The sequence below is a fragment of the Paraburkholderia sp. J7 genome, from assembly GCF_905220155.1.
Classification (GTDB): Bacteria; Pseudomonadota; Gammaproteobacteria; order Burkholderiales; family Burkholderiaceae; genus Paraburkholderia.
In genome coordinates this window covers 107,066-122,471 of the sequence record NZ_CAJMYZ010000001.1, presented here as the reverse complement: position 1 = coordinate 122,471, position 15,406 = coordinate 107,066, and the positions used below count along the sequence as shown (strand labels likewise).

Here is a 15,406-nt window from a genome sequence, read left to right as displayed (position 1 = left end):
AGGACCGTATGCTGACCATCGGAAACTGCCGCATCGAGGCGCAGGCCGTCGACATCACCACGTTGAAGGTCGACGCGATCGTCAACGCCGCGAACGGATCACTGCTCGGTGGCGGCGGCGTGGATGGCGCGATTCACCGCGCCGCCGGGCCTGACCTGCTGCGCGAGTGCGAGACGCTGAACGGCTGCCCGACCGGCGACGCCAAAATCACAGGCGGCTATCGCCTTCCCGCGAAACACGTGATCCACACTGTGGGCCCCGTCTGGTATGGCGGCGGCCGTGATGAAGCGCATCTGCTGGCTTCGTGTTACCGGCGCTCGCTCGACTGCGCACGCGAGGCGGGCGTGACGAGCATCGCGTTTCCGGCAATCAGTTGCGGCATCTACCGTTTTCCCGCCGACGAGGCGGTGAAGATTGCAGTCGCGACTGTGATCGACGCATTACCCAAATCGCCCGCGCTCGAGCATGTGATCTTCGCGTGCTTCGATGACGCGATGCTCGCGCGCTACGAGGATGAACTCGCGGCGCGGGGCACGGCGTAGCGCCACATTCACCTTATTCGCCGCCTTCGAAACCGGCCTGACGCCACGCTTCGAAAACCACGACCGCGACCGTGTTCGAGAGATTCAGGCTGCGGTTGCCCGGCCGCATCGGCAGCCGTACGCGTTGCGCCGTTTCGAAGCGCTCGAGCACTGCATCGGGCAGGCCGCGCGTTTCCGCGCCGAACACGAACCAGTCGCCGGGCTCGAATGCGTGCGAGTGAAAGCGGCCCGAGCCGCGTGTCGTGAACGCGAACATGCGCGCCGGATCCGGTGCTTCTTTGGCAATGAAGGCGTCCCAGTTGGCGTGCACGTGCATCTGCGCGTACTCGTGGTAATCGAGGCCCGCGCGGCGCATCTTCGTGTCGTCGAGGGGGAAGCCGAGCGGCTCGATCAGATGCAGTCGCGCCCCGGTGTTCGCGCACAGGCGGATCACGTTGCCGGTGTTCGGCGGAATTTCGGGTTCGACGAGAACGACGTTGAACATGACGAAGAAAACTCCCTCGATATCTTGAATAGTGTGAGGCCGATCAGTCTTTCGGCGTGCGCAGCGCGACGAAATTCGTCACGCGCCGCGCGCCGGCGGCCTTGAGCGTGCGCGCGAGCGCGTCGAGCGTCGCGCCCGAAGTCATCACGTCGTCGACCACGCCCACATGCTGGCCGCCAAGTGGCCGCGTGAGCGCGAACGCCCGGCCGACATTGCGGCGGCGCGTTTCACGATCGAGCTTCGATTGCGGCGCCGTATGCAGAATGCGTCGTACGAGCGTGGCGTCCGCGTGCGTGCCGAGGCGCCGTGCGAGCGGCCGCGCGATCTGCCAGGCCTGGTTGTAGCCGCGCTCGATCAGGCGTTCGCGCGAGAGCGGCACCGGCACGACGATCTCGGGCATGCCGTGTTCGTCGGACATATCTTGTGCGGCCAGCGCGAGGCGTCGCGCGAATTCCTCGCCGAGCGCGAGGCGCGCACGAAACTTCAGGCCCCGCGCGAGCAGGTCGAGCGGCGCGCGATAGTCGGCGAGCGCGAGCGTCGCGTCGAATGCGGGCGGCGCGTCGACGCAGGCCTCGCAGCGGTAGCGTGCGCGAGCCGCCGCGCCGCGCCTGTGCGCGAGCGGCAAGGCGCAAACCGTACAGCGCAGCCGTGGCTCATTCCAGTACGCCGCATCGCAGCACACACAGAGCGTGGCTCGCGTCAAATTGCCGCATAATGGGCACAGATTGGGCAGCACGAAGTGGGCAAGCCGTGACGGCAGCGCCCGCGCCTGTCGACAGACGCGCGCAACAACCGCATGACGAATGCGGCGCGGCGCGTGGTCCGAAGCGGTCGGCGTGACACGCGGTGGATTGCGTGGCTCACGTGAAATAGGGCGCGGCGGCATCGAAGGACGGCCCGGGCAGCGGGCTCGCGTGACTGAAAGGAAAGGAGTGAGCGAGTATACTTCGCAGACTTCGCCAATACGACCGACATGTCCCCGTCTCCCGCAAGAACTGGCCGTCCGGACTATGACACCCGGCACCTGCGGCGCATCTTCGATCGCCGCGCGGCGACTTTCGACGACGTTGCCTTCCTGCCGCGTGAAATCGCGCAACGCATGCGCGAGCGCCTCGAATACATCAAAGTGAATCCCGCGGCCGTGCTCGACATCGCGTGCGGCCAGGGCGACGATCTGCCCGGCTTGCGCGAGCGATTTCCCGAAGCGCCCGTGTTCGGCACCGATCTCTCCCTCGCCATGCTGCGCCGCGCCCGCGAGCACGACGCCCCCGACACGAGCTGGCGGCGCTTTCTGCCCGCATCGGTTGGCCGCGCGCTCGGCTCGCGCGGTCCGCGTGTTGCGCAGGCCGACTTCGCGGCACTGCCGTTCGCGCATGACGCGTTCGAACTGCTGTGGTCGAATCTCGCACTGCATTGGCATCCGCGCCCCGACCTCGTGTTCGGGGAGTGGCAGCGCGTGCTCAAGGTCAACGGGCTGCTGATGTTCAGCACGCTCGGGCCCGACACGCTCAAGGAGTTGCGCGGCGCGTACGCCGAGGTGGAAGCCGCGCACGGCGTGCCGACGCGCGCGCACGTGATCGATTTCGTCGACATGCACGATCTTGGCGACATGCTCGTCGAGAACGGCTTCGAGATTCCGGTGATGGACCAGGAAACGCTCACCATCACCTACAAGACGCCGGAAAAGCTGCTCGCCGATGTGCGCCGCTGGGGCGCGTATCCGTTCGAGCGCCACGGCGATGGCGAGGGTGAAAACGGCGGCACGCACGGCGCGCGGCGCCTGCACCGTGCGCTCGTGGCCGCGCTAGAGGCGCGCCGCCGCACGGATGGGCCGCACGCTGGCACGATCCCGCTGACCTTCGAGATCATCTACGGCCACGCGTGGAAGGCCGTGCCGCGCATGACCGCCGAAGGCCATGGCATCGTGCGCATCGAAGACATCGGCCGGGGTCCGGCAAGGAATCGGTAACGTGGTAAGGGGGCTTTCGTTATGCCTGAAATTAGCGCCTGAAAAGCCCTCGAAAAATGCTTTAAAAATCGCTGCAAGGCCCGTCTGATATGGGTTTGCGGGCGATTGATGCTTGCTTGTGAGGGCTGGGGATCGCGCCTATAATGCGTCAGTTTGCTGCACGGAAGGGTCCCCAAAATCCATTGTGGCAAGTCCAGATGTTCCCGTAGTTGTGCGAGGCGCAGCGCGGCGATAGTCTGGCGAAGTTGCAAGTGGGGGAGGCGAGCGATGCAGGCGCCTGATCTGCTGGCGAGTCCGGAGCCGGTCCTGAAAGACTGGACCATGAAGCGCAACTGTTCGGTTTCGCCCAGGCAATTCGTGTTCTTCTATGTTTCGCTGGCGCTGGTTTCCATCGCGATCGCCGTTCTGTTGTTGATCCACGGCGCCTGGCTGGTTTTGCCGTTTACCGGTATCGATCTGTTGGTAGTAGGCGGCGCTTTTGTCATTTATGCGCGCCATGCTGTCGATTACGAACGTATCAGGCTTTATCCGAACCGGCTGGTGATCGAACAGATGAGCGCCGACGCGCTCACGCAGTTCGAATTCAATCCCCGCTGGGTCCGGGTCGAGCCGGGCGCGACCCCACGCGACCCGGTGCGTCTCGTGTCCCGCGGTCAGGCGGTCGCTGTCGGGTTGCATCTGCCGCAATATCGGCGTGCGCAGTTCGCGCGGGAACTGCGTGCATGGCTTGCGCGCGCGGGTTAATGCGCGGCGCGTGAGTTGGCCGGTGGGCGGTATGAGCGTCCCAGGGGGCGCCCTGGTTGCAAAACCTTCCTGCGGGGTCGAGGGTTTGAATGGAAATTATGGGTAAGGAAGCTATGAAAACAATCAAGCGAGCCCTCCAGGGCGTGCTGGCGTGCAGCGGATTCCTCGTCGCCGGCGCGGCGCTCGCAGTCGGAGACAGCCCAGGCGGCCCTGCGGTGAACGAGATCAATTTTCAGCCGCCCGTCACGCGCATCGCCGAAGAGCTCTACAGCCTCCACATGATGATGCTGCTCTTGTGCGCCGTGATTTTCGTCGGCGTGTTCGGCGTCATGTTCTATTCGATCTACGCGCACCGTAAATCGAAGGGCCACAAGGCCGCTCACTTCCATGAGAGCACCACGGTCGAAATCATCTGGACGGTGGTGCCGTTCATCATCGTCGTTTTGATGGCGCTGCCCGCCACCAAGGCCGTCGTGGCGATGAAGGACACGTCCAACGCCGACCTCACCGTGAAGGTCACGGGCTACCAGTGGAAATGGGGCTACGACTACGTGAAGGGGCCGGGCGAGGGCATCAATTTCCTCTCCACGCTCAGCACGCCGCGCTCCGAGGTGAACAACCGGGTGCCGATCACCGATACGTACCTGCAGGAAGTCGACAATCCGCTCGTCGTGCCGGTGAACAAGAAGATCCGCATCATCACGACGGCCAACGACGTCGTGCACTCGTGGTACGTGCCCGCATTCGGCGTGAAGCAGGACGCGATTCCGGGCTTCGTGCGCGACACGTGGTTCAAGGCCGACAAGGTCGGCACCTATCGCGGCTTCTGTACCGAGCTGTGCGGCAAGGAACACGCGTTCATGCCGGTCGTGGTCGAGGTGCTCTCCGACGACGACTATGCAAAGTGGGTCGATACGCAAAAGGCAAAGATGGCCGCTGCCAACGACGACCCGAACAAGACCTACACGATGGCCGAGCTCAAGGAGCGCGGCGAGAAGGTCTATGCGTCGAACTGCGCGGTGTGCCACCAGCCCACCGGCAAGGGCGCGGGCGCGTTCCCGGCGCTCGACGGCAGCAAGGTGGCCAATGGCCCGGTTGCCGAGCACGTGAGCATCGTCCTGAAGGGCAAGAACGCCATGCCTTCGTGGGCGCCCACGCTCAACGACGTGGAGATCGCCTCGGTCATCACGTACGAGCGCAACGCGTGGGGCAACCACACCGGCGACATTCTGCAGCCGCGCCAGGTGGCCGACGCGCGTAACGGCAAGATGCCCGAGGGCGGCGACCATACCGCCGCGGCGGGTGCGGGCGGCGCGAGCGACGCGGCTGCGGCGAGCGGCGCGCAAGAGGCTAGCGGCGCTGCCGAAGCGAGTGGGGCCAGCGGTGCGGCAGCGGCAAGCGGCGCCGAACAGGCGCCGAGCGCGGCGGCACTGCCGGCAAGCGTGTACTTCGAAGTGGGCAAGAGCACGCTGCCCGCCGACGCGAAGGACGCCATCCAGGCTGCAGCCGACTACGCGAAGGCGCATCCCGACGCGAAATTCACGCTCTCGGGCTACACCGATGCGAGCGGCAACGCCAGCACGAACGCGGACCTCGCCAAGCGCCGCGCGCAAGCCGTGCGCGACGCGCTGAAGGCGGCAGGCATTGCTGAAGACCACATCATTCTGAAGAAGCCGGAAACGATCACGGGCGGCGCGAACGCGAAAGAGGCGCGCCGGGTGGAGATCAGCGCGGCGGCCTGAGCGGTCACCACGCCAGTACGGCAAGCAGCACAGACGCAGGACAAGCGCTGCGCGAGCACATAACAAAGCAGGCAAACGCTGCAGCAAGAGACGCAAGGCCATTCGCTTTCGCAATCATTTTGCAAGGGATCGCAGTCAGCGCATCAGCGTGAGGCGGCGATCGACAGGAGATAAGACATGTCTAGCATCGGACACGATGTAGCTGGAGGGCACGGCCACGTGCACGGCGACCACGCGCACGCCACGCCCCACGGCTGGCGCCGCTGGCTGCTCGCGACGAACCATAAGGACATCGGAACGCTGTATCTGCTCTTCTCGTTCGTGATGTTTCTTTCGGGCGGCGTCATGGCGCTCGCGATTCGTGCGGAACTGTTCGAGCCGGGCATGCAGATCATGCGCCCCGAGTTCTTCAACCAGCTCACCACGATGCACGGCCTCATCATGGTGTTCGGTGCGATCATGCCGGCCTTCGTGGGCTTCGCGAACTGGATGATTCCGCTGCAGATCGGCGCCTCGGACATGGCGTTCGCGCGCATGAACAACTTCAGCTTCTGGCTGCTGCCCGCCGCCGCGTGCCTGCTGGTCGGCTCGTTCTTCTCGCCGGGCGGCGCGACCGCAGCGGGCTGGACGCTCTACGCGCCGCTCTCCACGCAGATGGGCCCGGGCATGGACTTCGCGATCTTCGCGGTGCACATCATGGGCGCCTCGTCGATCATGGGCGGCATCAATATCGTCGTGACCATCCTGAACCTGCGCGCGCCGGGCATGACGCTCATGAAGATGCCGATGTTCGTGTGGACGTGGCTCATCACCGCCTACCTGCTGATCGCCGTGATGCCGGTGCTTGCAGGCGCGATCACGATGCTGCTGTTCGACCGCCACTTCGGCACGAGCTTCTTCAATGCGGCAGGCGGCGGCGACCCGGTCATGTACCAGCACATCTTCTGGTTCTTCGGGCACCCCGAGGTCTACATCATGATCTTGCCGGCGTTCGGGATCGTCTCGCAGGTCATTCCGGCATTCTCGCGCAAGCCGCTCTTTGGCTATAGCTCGATGGTGTACGCCACGGCGTCGATCGCGATTCTCTCGTTTATGGTCTGGGCGCACCACATGTTCGCGACCGGCATGCCGGTCACGGGCCAGCTCTTCTTCATGTACGCGACGATGTTGATCGCCGTGCCCACGGGCGTGAAGGTGTTCAACTGGGTCGCCACGATGTGGCGCGGCTCGCTCAGCTTCGAAACGCCGATGCTGTGGGCAGTGGGCTTCCTGATCGTGTTCACGTTCGGCGGTCTCTCGGGCCTGATGCTCGCCATGGCGCCGCTCGACATCCAGTATCACGGCACTTACTTCGTGGTGGCGCACTTCCATTACGTGCTAGTGGCGGGATCATTATTCGCGTTGTTCTCAGGGTGGTACTACTGGGCGCCAAAATGGACCGGCTGGATGTACAACGAGATGCGCGGCAAGATTCACTTCTGGTGCTCGCTGATCTTCTTCAACCTCGCGTTCCTGCCGATGCACTTCGTCGGCCTCGCCGGGATGCCGCGCCGCTATGCCGACTATCCGGCCCAGTTCACGGACTGGAATCAGGTGATCACGATCGGTGCGTTCGGCTTCGGCCTTTCTCAGGTGTACTTCCTGTTCGCGGTGGCGCTGCCTGCATACCGCGGCGGCGGCGAACTGGAGAAAGCCAGCGACAAGCCGTGGGACGGCGCAACGGGCCTCGAATGGACCGTGCCGAGCCCGGCGCCGTTCCACACGTTCGAGAATCCGCCGACGGTCGAATGAGCGGTTGAGTTTGTGGCGTCCGGCTGCGCACCGCCGGACGCGAACGAAGCCCGCGGTCTTTACGCAGTCTTCAAGCAGTGTTCACCGAAGCACGCATGAGAGGCGATTCACGATGCAAGGAGAAGCCGCGGCCAGCCGCGTTGCACGTATGACCCGGGATCCACAAAAAAGACGTACGCCCGAGCAGATCCGCGCGGGCAATCTGCGGCTCGGCCTCATTCTGCTGGCCGTCGTAGTCGGCTTCTTTGTGGCTGCCGTCGTCAAGCAGGTGTATTTCCCCGGCCACTAACGCGCAGGCGTTCGCCGGAAGATCGTTCGAGGAAGTCCGATGTCCACGCAAGCTGGAAATGATCGCGCATTCAACCGGTCCATGCTCATCAAGCTCGTCGTCGTGGCGCTGCTGATGTTCGGTTTCGGTTTTGCACTGGTGCCGATGTATCGGGCGATTTGCCAGGTCACGGGCATCAACAACCTCGTGCAGCGCGATACCACGGAGCGTGAGGCGCGCAACACGCAGGTGGACATGACGCGCACGATCTCGGTCGAGTTCGACGCGAACGCACGCGGTCTGCTCGGCTTCAAGCCTGAGCAAACGAGCCTCGACGTGCATCCGGGTGAAGTCATGACGGTGATGTACGACATTTCGAACAACGAAGGACGCACGATCGACGCGCAGGCCATTCCGAGCTACGCGCCGAAGCAGGCGACGGAGTACTTCCGCAAGATCGAGTGTTTCTGCTTCACGCAGCAAACCTTGAAGGCGAACGAGACGAAGCGCATGCCGGTGGTGTTCGTGATCGACCCGAAGCTGCCGAAGGACGTGAAGACGATCACGCTGTCGTACACGTTTTTCGAGTTGAACAAGCCGGCCGTGCCGCCGCCGCCGAAACAGTCGGCGGGAGCATGAGGCTCTGGCAACGAAGCCAGGAGGCGAAAGGCGCATGAGCGACGAACGCGGCGGCGCAGGTACAGGGCCGGCGAAGAAGAAGGGCGGCATCCTGCAGGTGATGAAGGCGGTGGCATGGTCCTTTCTCGGCGTGCGCAAACGCGCCGACCTCGAGGACGACGCCGCGAACCTGCATCCCGTGCAACTGATCATCGCGGGCATCATCGGCGCCGTGCTGTTCATCGTCGTGCTGCTCTTGATCGTGCACGCGGTGGTGGGATGAGCTTTGCGCGCGCAACGTCGCGCGATGCAGTGAATAACGAGGACACACTCGGGTAAAAGCAGCCGGCGATGTCCGGTGCAACTGGAAATTGGAGAAACAGGCATGAGCGGCCAAAACGATAGCCCGTACTACTTCGTACCGCACCCGTCGCGGCATCCGATCAGCGCGTCCATTGGGCTTCTGGTCATGCTCTCTTCGCTCGCATCGTGGATCAACGGCGAGTCGTGGGGGCCGATCGGCGTGCTCGCCGGCCTGCTGTGGCTGCTCTTCACGCTGTGGCACTGGTTCGGCGACGCCATCGCCGAGTCCGAGGGCGGTATGTACGGCAAGCGCGTCGACGTGTCGTACCGCTGGAGCATGAGCTGGTTCATCTTCTCGGAAGTGATGTTCTTCGGCGCGTTCTTCGGTGCGCTCTTCTACGCGCGTGCGATCGCCCTGCATCAGCTCGGCAGCCTCGACTACAAGCTGATCTGGCCGGACTTCTCGGCTGTCTGGCCGAACACCGGTCCCGCGGCACTGGTCTCGCACTTCCGCTCGATGACGCCGTGGCCCGTGCCGACCATCAACACGGCGCTGCTGCTCTCCTCGGGCGCGACGCTCACCGTTTCGCACCACGCACTGCGCGACAACCATCGCTCGAAGGCCATCGCGTGGCTCGCCGCGACGATCGTGCTGGGCGTGTGCTTCCTCTTCCTGCAAGCGTTCGAGTACATCCACGCGTACGGCGAACTGAACCTCACGCTCGCTTCGGGCATCTACGGTTCGACGTTCTTCCTGCTCACGGGCTTCCACGGCTTTCACGTGTTCCTGGGCGGCACGATGCTCACGGTCGTGATGATCCGGCTCATTCGCGGTCACTTCACGGCAGAACATCATTTCGCCTTTGAAGGTGCGGCATGGTACTGGCACTTCGTTGACGTCGTGTGGCTCGGTCTCTACGTCGTCGTGTACTGGCTGTGACGCGTGTTGCGCCGCGCAGGCCGCGGCGCTTGCACAGAGAAGGGATGAGAATGAAACAAGGCGCCGCCCGACCTCGTCGGCGCGGCGCCTTGTGTTTTGAGCAGTGGATTTGCGCTGCGGTGTCCGGTGACGGCCAGCATTGCTCAGCGGCCGTAAGGAATCCCGGTGGACTGAATCCAGCCCATCCAATGCGCGAACAGAATGAACAGAAAGAGCGAGATCGACAGGCCCACGCGCGTGGCGAGCGACCAGACCATCCGCTTGGTGCGGCCCCGGTCGTGCATCATGAAGTAGAGCGCGGAGATCATGCTCGCGATGATCAGCGCGAACGCAACGGGGACGAGTATGTGCATGAAGTTCACGGAATTTGGCATGCCTGAAAACGCCTGTCTCATTATCGCACCGCGCCACACGGCGCGGGGTTCGATCACTTGTATGTTTCGCATCGGACGTGCCCAATGAAATTCAGGCTCGTCCCCGCATTGCTCATCCTGATCGTGATGGCCGTGACGATCCGGCTCGGCTTCTGGCAGCGCGATCGCGCGCATCAGAAGGAGGCGCTGCAGGCGCAAATCACGCAGTACGAATCGTCTACGCCGCAACCGGTAGGTGCCACACCGCTCGCGCTGAAGGACATCGAGTTTCATCGCGTGCGCGCGACAGGTACATTCTTGCCCGAGCGGGTGGTGTATCTCGACAATCGTCCCTATAACGATCAGCCGGGCTTTTATGTCGTCATGCCGCTTAAACTCCAAGGCGGTGGCTACGTGCTGGTGAATCGCGGCTGGTTGCCGCGCAACATAGCAGACCGCGCCACGATCGCGCCCTATGTCACGCCGGCAGGGCCGGTCGTCGTGGAAGGCATTGCGCGCGCGGATGCCTCGCGTGCGTTCGAACTGGGTGCGGGCGGCTCTGCAGCGCATCAGAAGATACGGCAGAATCTCGGCGTCGCTTCCTACGCAGCGGAAACCGGGTTGCCGCTGCAACCGTTCGTGATCCAGCAAACCGGCTTCGTGCCGGCCTTCCAGGATGGGCTCGTGCGCGACTGGCCGGTGCCGAATACCGACGTCGAGCGCAACTACGGCTACATGCTCCAGTGGTGGGGCATGGCGCTCGCGGCGCTCGGGTTCGGTCTTTTTGCGGCCCGCAAAGCCGGCAAAAGCGCTGCGACAAAAGAGCGCACCGAAGGCGAGGTCAGCCAGGACGCCGAAGCGCCCGGAAGGCAAAACGCTGGCAGCGCGAAGGACGCCTGATGATTGGTCGGACGAATCAATTTCGTTCCGACACGATCCGGACAATGGCGCTGCGCATGCAGCACATGGACAACTGAAAGCGACAGAAGCGAGGTTCCACGAGAGTGTCGACGCAATCCCCCCGTTCCGCCGAGGTCGCACAGCCGGCCGCCACGCCCGCGCAGAAAGACGCGCACAAGGACGCAAAGCGGCGTGGCCGCTGGACGCTGCTCGCCATCGCGCTGATCTGCGGCGCGCCTATCGCAATTTCGTACTTCACGTACTACGTGATCAAACCGAAGGGCGGTACAACGAGCTATGGCGCGCTCATCGAGCCCCAGCGGCCCATTCCCGACGCGCTCATGGTGACGGGCGACGACGGTCACGAAGTGCCGCTCGCCTCGCTCAAGGGCCGCTGGCTGATGATCTCGGTGAATGGCGGCGACTGCGACGAAGCGTGCGCCACGAAGCTCTACTTCATGCGCCAGGTGCGCGCGACGCAGGGCGCGGAGCGCGAGCGCGTCGTCACGGTCTGGCTGCGCACCGACGACGCGAACGTTCCCGCGAAAGTGAAGGGCGCCTACGCCGACACGCGCATGCTGCGCGCCGATCCGGTCGCTGTCGCGGCGTGGCTGCCCGCCACGGAAGCGTCGAAAGACACCGACCACATCTATCTGGTCGATCCGAACGGCAACCTCATGATGCGATTCCCGGCGAATGCCGATCCGTCGAAAATCAAACAAGACGTCACTAAACTGCTCAAGTGGTCCCGCATCGGTTAAGGTGCGCAGCGCGAGTCTGACAGAGAAGAGTAAGAGAGATGTTTATCCTGGAGCTGGGCCTGATTGGCCTGTGCATCGCGTTGCTGCCGCTTTCGTGGGTCTGGGTGAAGGCCGACGACAACAAGTTTCGCAAGCTCGTGTGGCTTACGACGTTCATGACGCTCGACCTCGTGATGTTCGGCGGCTTTACGCGCCTGACCGACTCGGGTCTCGGCTGTCCTGACTGGCCGGGTTGCTATGGCACGTCGTCGCCGTTTATCGCGCATGCGCAAATTGCCGCAGCGCATCTCGCCATGCCGAGCGGCCCCGTGAGCATGTCGAAGGCGTGGATCGAGATGATCCACCGTTATTTCGCCATGGCGATCGGGGTCCTGATCATTGCGCAGATGGCGATTGCCTGGCGCGCGCGCATCAAGCGCCTGCCGCTGCATGTGTCGCCGTGGTGGCCCACCGCGCTGCTCGGGCTGATTCTCGTGCAGGGCGTGTTCGGCGCATGGACGGTGACGATGAAGCTGCAGCCCATCATCGTCACGACGCACCTCTTGCTCGGCCTCACGCTGCTCGGCTCGCTCGCGTGGCTCGGCGCGCGCATGACGCCACTACCCGCGTACGAACCCGACGCCGCGCGCTGGCGCGTGGCCGCGCTGGCGGCACTCGTGCTGCTCGTCGCGCAGATCGCGCTGGGCGGCTGGGTGAGCACGAACTACGCGGTGCTCGCCTGCACCGACTTCCCGACCTGCAACGGCGCATGGATTCCGCCGATGGATTTCCATCACGGCTTCCACCTCTGGCGCGCGCTCGGCATGGACGGCAACGGCGACGTGATCACCCAGGACGCGCTCGTTGCGATCCACTGGACGCATCGTACGTTCGCGTTCGTCGTCATCGCTTATCTGGTATGGTTCGCCCTCAAGTTGCGACGCTATGCCTCGCTGCGACGCCCGGCAAATTGGATCATGATCGTGATCCTCATCCAATTTCTGACAGGGCTTTCTAACATCGTGCTGCAGTGGCCGCTGCCCGTGGCAGTGGCGCACAACGGTGGCGCGGCGATCCTGCTGCTTTTGGTCGTCGTGCTAAACTTTCGAATTGCTTGTAGCCGCCCCGGCCGCGCCGTTCTCCCTGCGCGCGACACCGCTGCGGTGTGATCCCGCCCTATGGAAAGTACAACCCTATCCCAGACGCCCGGTAGCCGGATTTCCCAATATCTCGCGCTCACCAAGCCGCGCGTCACGCAACTGGCCGTGTTTTGCGCCGTCATTGGCATGTTCCTCGCCGTGCCGGGCATGGTGCCCTGGAAGCAACTGATCGGCGGCACCGTCGGTATCTGGCTCACGGCCGGCGCGGCCTTCGCGATCAACTGTCTGGTCGAGCAAAAGGTGGATGCGCGCATGCGTCGCACTGCCTGGCGTCCTTCGGCACGCGGCGAGATCACGAGCACGCAGATCCTGATCTTCTCGGCGGTGATCGGCGGCATCGGCATGTGGGTGCTGTACACGTTCGCCAATCCCCTGACCATGTGGCTCACGGTGGCGACCTTCATTGGCTACGCGATCATCTACACGCTGTTGCTCAAGCCGGCCACGCCGCAGAACATCGTGATCGGCGGCGCTTCGGGCGCCATGCCGCCGGCGCTCGGCTGGGCGGCCGTCACGGGCCACGTGCCCGGCGACGCCTGGATTCTCGTGCTGATCATTTTCGTGTGGACCCCGCCGCACTTCTGGGCACTCGCGCTCTACCGCCGCAAGGACTACGAAAACGCCGGCCTGCCGATGCTGCCCAACACGCACGGCGAGAAGTACACGCGTCTGCATATCCTGCTTTACACCGTGATCCTGTTCGCGGTCACGCTGATGCCGTACATCTCGGGCATGAGCGGCGTGGTGTATCTGGCTTCGGCCGTGCTGCTCGGCGCGGTGTTCCTCGCCTACGCGTGGAAGATCTATGTCGAGTATTCCGATGCACTGGCGCGCAAGACTTTCCGCTATTCGATCGTCTACCTCTCGTTGCTGTTCATGGCGCTGCTCGTCGACCATTACGTGCATGCGCTCATCGCTGCGTAACGATATGGCCCACCGCACGCTTGCGCGCTTCGTGCGCGCCACAGTCGTTACGCTTGCCGCCGCAGGCGCACTTGGCGGCACGCTGGTTCTGGAGGGCTGCGGCCAGCAGCCGCCCTCGTTCACGAACCTCGACATCACCGGCAACACGCAGTTCGGCAAGGACTTCGCGCTGCCCGACACGAACGGCAAGACACGCACGCTCGCCGACTTCAAGGACAAGGTGGTCGTGCTGTTCTTCGGCTACACGCACTGTCCGGACGTTTGCCCGACCACCATGGCCGAACTTTCGCAGGCGCTCCAGCAATTGGGGCCCGATGCGGCGAAGCGTGTGCAGGTGCTGTTCGTCACCGTCGATCCCGATCGTGACACGGCGCAGATCCTGGGCCAGTACGCGGCTGCGTTCAACCCGACCTTCATTGGGCTGCGCCCGGCGAGCGAGGACCAGCTCAAGCAGGTGGCGAAGGACTTCCGTGTGTACTACGCGAAGGTGCCCGGCAACACGCCTGACAGCTACACGATGGACCATACGGCCGCGAGCTACGTGTTCGACACGACCGGCAAACTGCGCCTCTTCGCGCGCGACGGGCAGGGCGTCACGCCCTGGCTGCACGATCTGAAGATCCTCCTCGGCTCGAATCCCGACTAAGGGAAGCCTCGCGCGTTCGCCTCGAAAGGGCAAACGCGCACCTCCGAGCCGCGCTGGCATACCAGTATGCGAATTCATTATTTCCAGCAACCGGCGCCATATGAGACGATTTATATCGTCCGGCAGACGGCGCATAACGCCGCGTGACCGGAGCAACAACAAAACCACGCAGGAACATCACCTCCATGCAGCGCAGAAATCTGATTAAAGCACTCCTCGCCGGCGTTGCCGCCACCACTCTCGCAGTCAGCTTCGGCGCTCGCGCCGACGACCAGGTTATCCGGGTCGGCACCGTTTCGGGTCCGGACGCACAGGTCTGGGCCGTCGTCCAGAAGGTCGCCAAGCGCGAAGGCCTGAACGTCAAGGTCATCGAATTCAACGACTATGTGCAGCCGAACGCCGCGCTCGACGCAGGCGACCTCGACGCCAACAGCTTCCAGACCGGCCCGTACCTCGACAGTCAGATCAAGCAGCGCGGCTACAAGCTCACGAACGCAGGTCTCACGTACATTTCGCCGATCGGCGTGTACTCGAAGAAGCTGAAGTCGCTGAACGACCTGCCGCAAGGCGCGAAGGTCGCCGTGCCGAATGACCCGTCGAACGAAAACCGCGCGCTGCTGCTTCTGCAGAACAAGGGTTTGATCAAGCTGCGCGCTGGCGCGGGCACGAACGGCAACAACGCGACGCCGCTCGACGTCGCCGAAAATCCGAAGAAGATCAAGCTCGTCGAGCTGGACGCCGCGCAACTGCCGCGCGCGCTCGGCGACGTGGACGCCGCTGTGATCAATACGAACTATGCGCTGGCCGCCGGCCTGCAGCCGACCACGGATGCCATCGCCATCGAGGACATCCACAGCCCGTACGCGAACCTGATCGCCGTTCGCACCCAGGACAAGGACAAGCCGTGGGTGAAGAAGCTGGTTGCCGCCTATCAGTCGGAAGACGTGCGCCAGTTCATCAAGAACGAGTTCAAGGGCTCGATGGTTCCGTCGTTCTAAGGCACATTTGAGAAGCGGCTGCCTGCGTCTCACCCGACGCGGGAGCCCAGCAGGACCCGAACGCCGTGGCGAAAGTCACGGCGTTTTTTATTGCGTGTGCCGTATCGGGATTGTTTGAAATTGAGGATCGCAGCGCGCGGGTTTGATGTGACTCAATTGAGACGCTAGGGAATCGCTCGCGTGCGCGCTATCTTTCCTGCCAAAGTCACACGCTGGTCCTACGGCGGTACTACGGTGGGCTATGTCAGATAACGTGTTGATGCCACTTTGGTCCCATTGCGGAG

General features: G+C 63.7%; 18 protein-coding genes. 15 read left to right on the top strand and 3 right to left on the bottom strand.

The window, feature by feature from the left end; translation table 11 throughout:
• Positions 1-8 precede the first annotated feature (8 nt).
• Positions 9-542 (top strand): O-acetyl-ADP-ribose deacetylase, encoded by a 534-nt coding sequence (locus U5A58_RS00550; RefSeq protein WP_321959913.1) that lies wholly within the window; start codon positions 9-11, stop codon positions 540-542.
• Positions 543-555: 13 nt separating this feature from the next.
• Here U5A58_RS00550 and trmL read toward each other — a convergent pair whose 3' ends face one another.
• Entirely contained in the window at positions 556-1,026 is a 471-nt protein-coding gene (trmL, locus tag U5A58_RS00545; RefSeq protein WP_321959912.1) for a tRNA (uridine(34)/cytosine(34)/5-carboxymethylaminomethyluridine(34)-2'-O)-methyltransferase TrmL, read from the bottom strand.
• 43 nt (positions 1,027-1,069) lie between these two features.
• Positions 1,070-1,912, bottom strand: a complete 843-nt coding sequence (locus U5A58_RS00540; RefSeq protein WP_415774150.1) for a ComF family protein — start codon at positions 1,910-1,912, stop codon at positions 1,070-1,072.
• An 87-nt stretch (positions 1,913-1,999) separates the two neighbouring features.
• Here U5A58_RS00540 and U5A58_RS00535 point away from each other — a divergent pair, with 87 nt between their 5' ends.
• The 8 genes from U5A58_RS00535 (at position 2,000) to U5A58_RS00500 (ending at position 9,401) form a co-directional block, all read left to right on the top strand.
• A complete protein-coding gene (locus U5A58_RS00535; protein ID WP_321959911.1) occupies positions 2,000-2,995 on the top strand; it encodes a methyltransferase domain-containing protein in 996 nt (331 codons plus the stop codon).
• A 267-nt stretch (positions 2,996-3,262) separates the two neighbouring features.
• Entirely contained in the window at positions 3,263-3,739 is a 477-nt protein-coding gene (locus U5A58_RS00530; protein ID WP_158756827.1) for a DUF2244 domain-containing protein, read from the top strand.
• 89 nt (positions 3,740-3,828) lie between these two features.
• Positions 3,829-5,481 (top strand): cytochrome c oxidase subunit II, encoded by a 1,653-nt coding sequence (gene coxB, locus U5A58_RS00525; protein ID WP_321959910.1) that lies wholly within the window; start codon positions 3,829-3,831, stop codon positions 5,479-5,481.
• A gap of 177 nt (positions 5,482-5,658) precedes the next feature.
• Positions 5,659-7,272, top strand: a complete 1,614-nt coding sequence (gene ctaD, locus U5A58_RS00520) for a cytochrome c oxidase subunit I (RefSeq protein WP_158756829.1) — start codon at positions 5,659-5,661, stop codon at positions 7,270-7,272.
• A 148-nt stretch (positions 7,273-7,420) separates the two neighbouring features.
• Complete coding sequence (locus U5A58_RS00515; RefSeq protein ID WP_208867222.1) at positions 7,421-7,561, top strand: cytochrome oxidase small assembly protein; 141 nt, start codon at positions 7,421-7,423, stop codon at positions 7,559-7,561.
• A gap of 39 nt (positions 7,562-7,600) precedes the next feature.
• Entirely contained in the window at positions 7,601-8,179 is a 579-nt protein-coding gene (locus tag U5A58_RS00510; protein WP_321959909.1) for a cytochrome c oxidase assembly protein, read from the top strand.
• Positions 8,180-8,279: 100 nt separating this feature from the next.
• Positions 8,280-8,441 carry a DUF2970 domain-containing protein gene (locus U5A58_RS00505; RefSeq protein WP_373682561.1) on the top strand — a complete coding sequence of 54 codons (162 nt, stop codon included), beginning with the start codon at positions 8,280-8,282 and terminating at the stop codon, positions 8,439-8,441.
• A gap of 102 nt (positions 8,442-8,543) precedes the next feature.
• Positions 8,544-9,401, top strand: a complete 858-nt coding sequence (locus U5A58_RS00500) for a cytochrome c oxidase subunit 3 (protein WP_321907617.1) — start codon at positions 8,544-8,546, stop codon at positions 9,399-9,401.
• A gap of 143 nt (positions 9,402-9,544) precedes the next feature.
• Here the strand turns inward: U5A58_RS00500 and U5A58_RS00495 are convergent, their stop codons facing one another.
• Positions 9,545-9,754, bottom strand: coding sequence for a twin transmembrane helix small protein (locus tag U5A58_RS00495; RefSeq protein WP_028201826.1), 210 nt, complete (start codon positions 9,752-9,754; stop codon positions 9,545-9,547).
• Positions 9,755-9,859: 105 nt separating this feature from the next.
• On the opposite strand from U5A58_RS00495, the gene U5A58_RS00490 reads away from it, so the two are divergent.
• The 6 genes from U5A58_RS00490 (at position 9,860) to U5A58_RS00465 (ending at position 15,122) form a co-directional block, all read left to right on the top strand.
• A complete protein-coding gene (locus U5A58_RS00490; RefSeq protein WP_321959907.1) occupies positions 9,860-10,654 on the top strand; it encodes an SURF1 family protein in 795 nt (264 codons plus the stop codon).
• A 104-nt stretch (positions 10,655-10,758) separates the two neighbouring features.
• Entirely contained in the window at positions 10,759-11,415 is a 657-nt protein-coding gene (locus U5A58_RS00485; protein WP_321959906.1) for a cytochrome C oxidase subunit I, read from the top strand.
• A 38-nt stretch (positions 11,416-11,453) separates the two neighbouring features.
• A complete protein-coding gene (locus U5A58_RS00480; RefSeq protein ID WP_321907623.1) occupies positions 11,454-12,563 on the top strand; it encodes a COX15/CtaA family protein in 1,110 nt (369 codons plus the stop codon).
• Positions 12,564-12,572: 9 nt separating this feature from the next.
• On the top strand, positions 12,573-13,478 hold the full coding sequence (cyoE, locus tag U5A58_RS00475; RefSeq protein ID WP_321907624.1) for a heme o synthase: 906 nt from the start codon (positions 12,573-12,575) through the stop codon (positions 13,476-13,478).
• A 4-nt stretch (positions 13,479-13,482) separates the two neighbouring features.
• Complete coding sequence (locus U5A58_RS00470) at positions 13,483-14,124, top strand: SCO family protein (RefSeq protein ID WP_321907625.1); 642 nt, start codon at positions 13,483-13,485, stop codon at positions 14,122-14,124.
• A gap of 185 nt (positions 14,125-14,309) precedes the next feature.
• Positions 14,310-15,122: a MetQ/NlpA family ABC transporter substrate-binding protein gene (locus tag U5A58_RS00465; RefSeq protein ID WP_321959905.1), complete on the top strand. Its 813-nt coding sequence runs from the start codon at positions 14,310-14,312 to the stop codon at positions 15,120-15,122.
• The last annotated feature ends 284 nt before the right edge of the window (positions 15,123-15,406 follow it).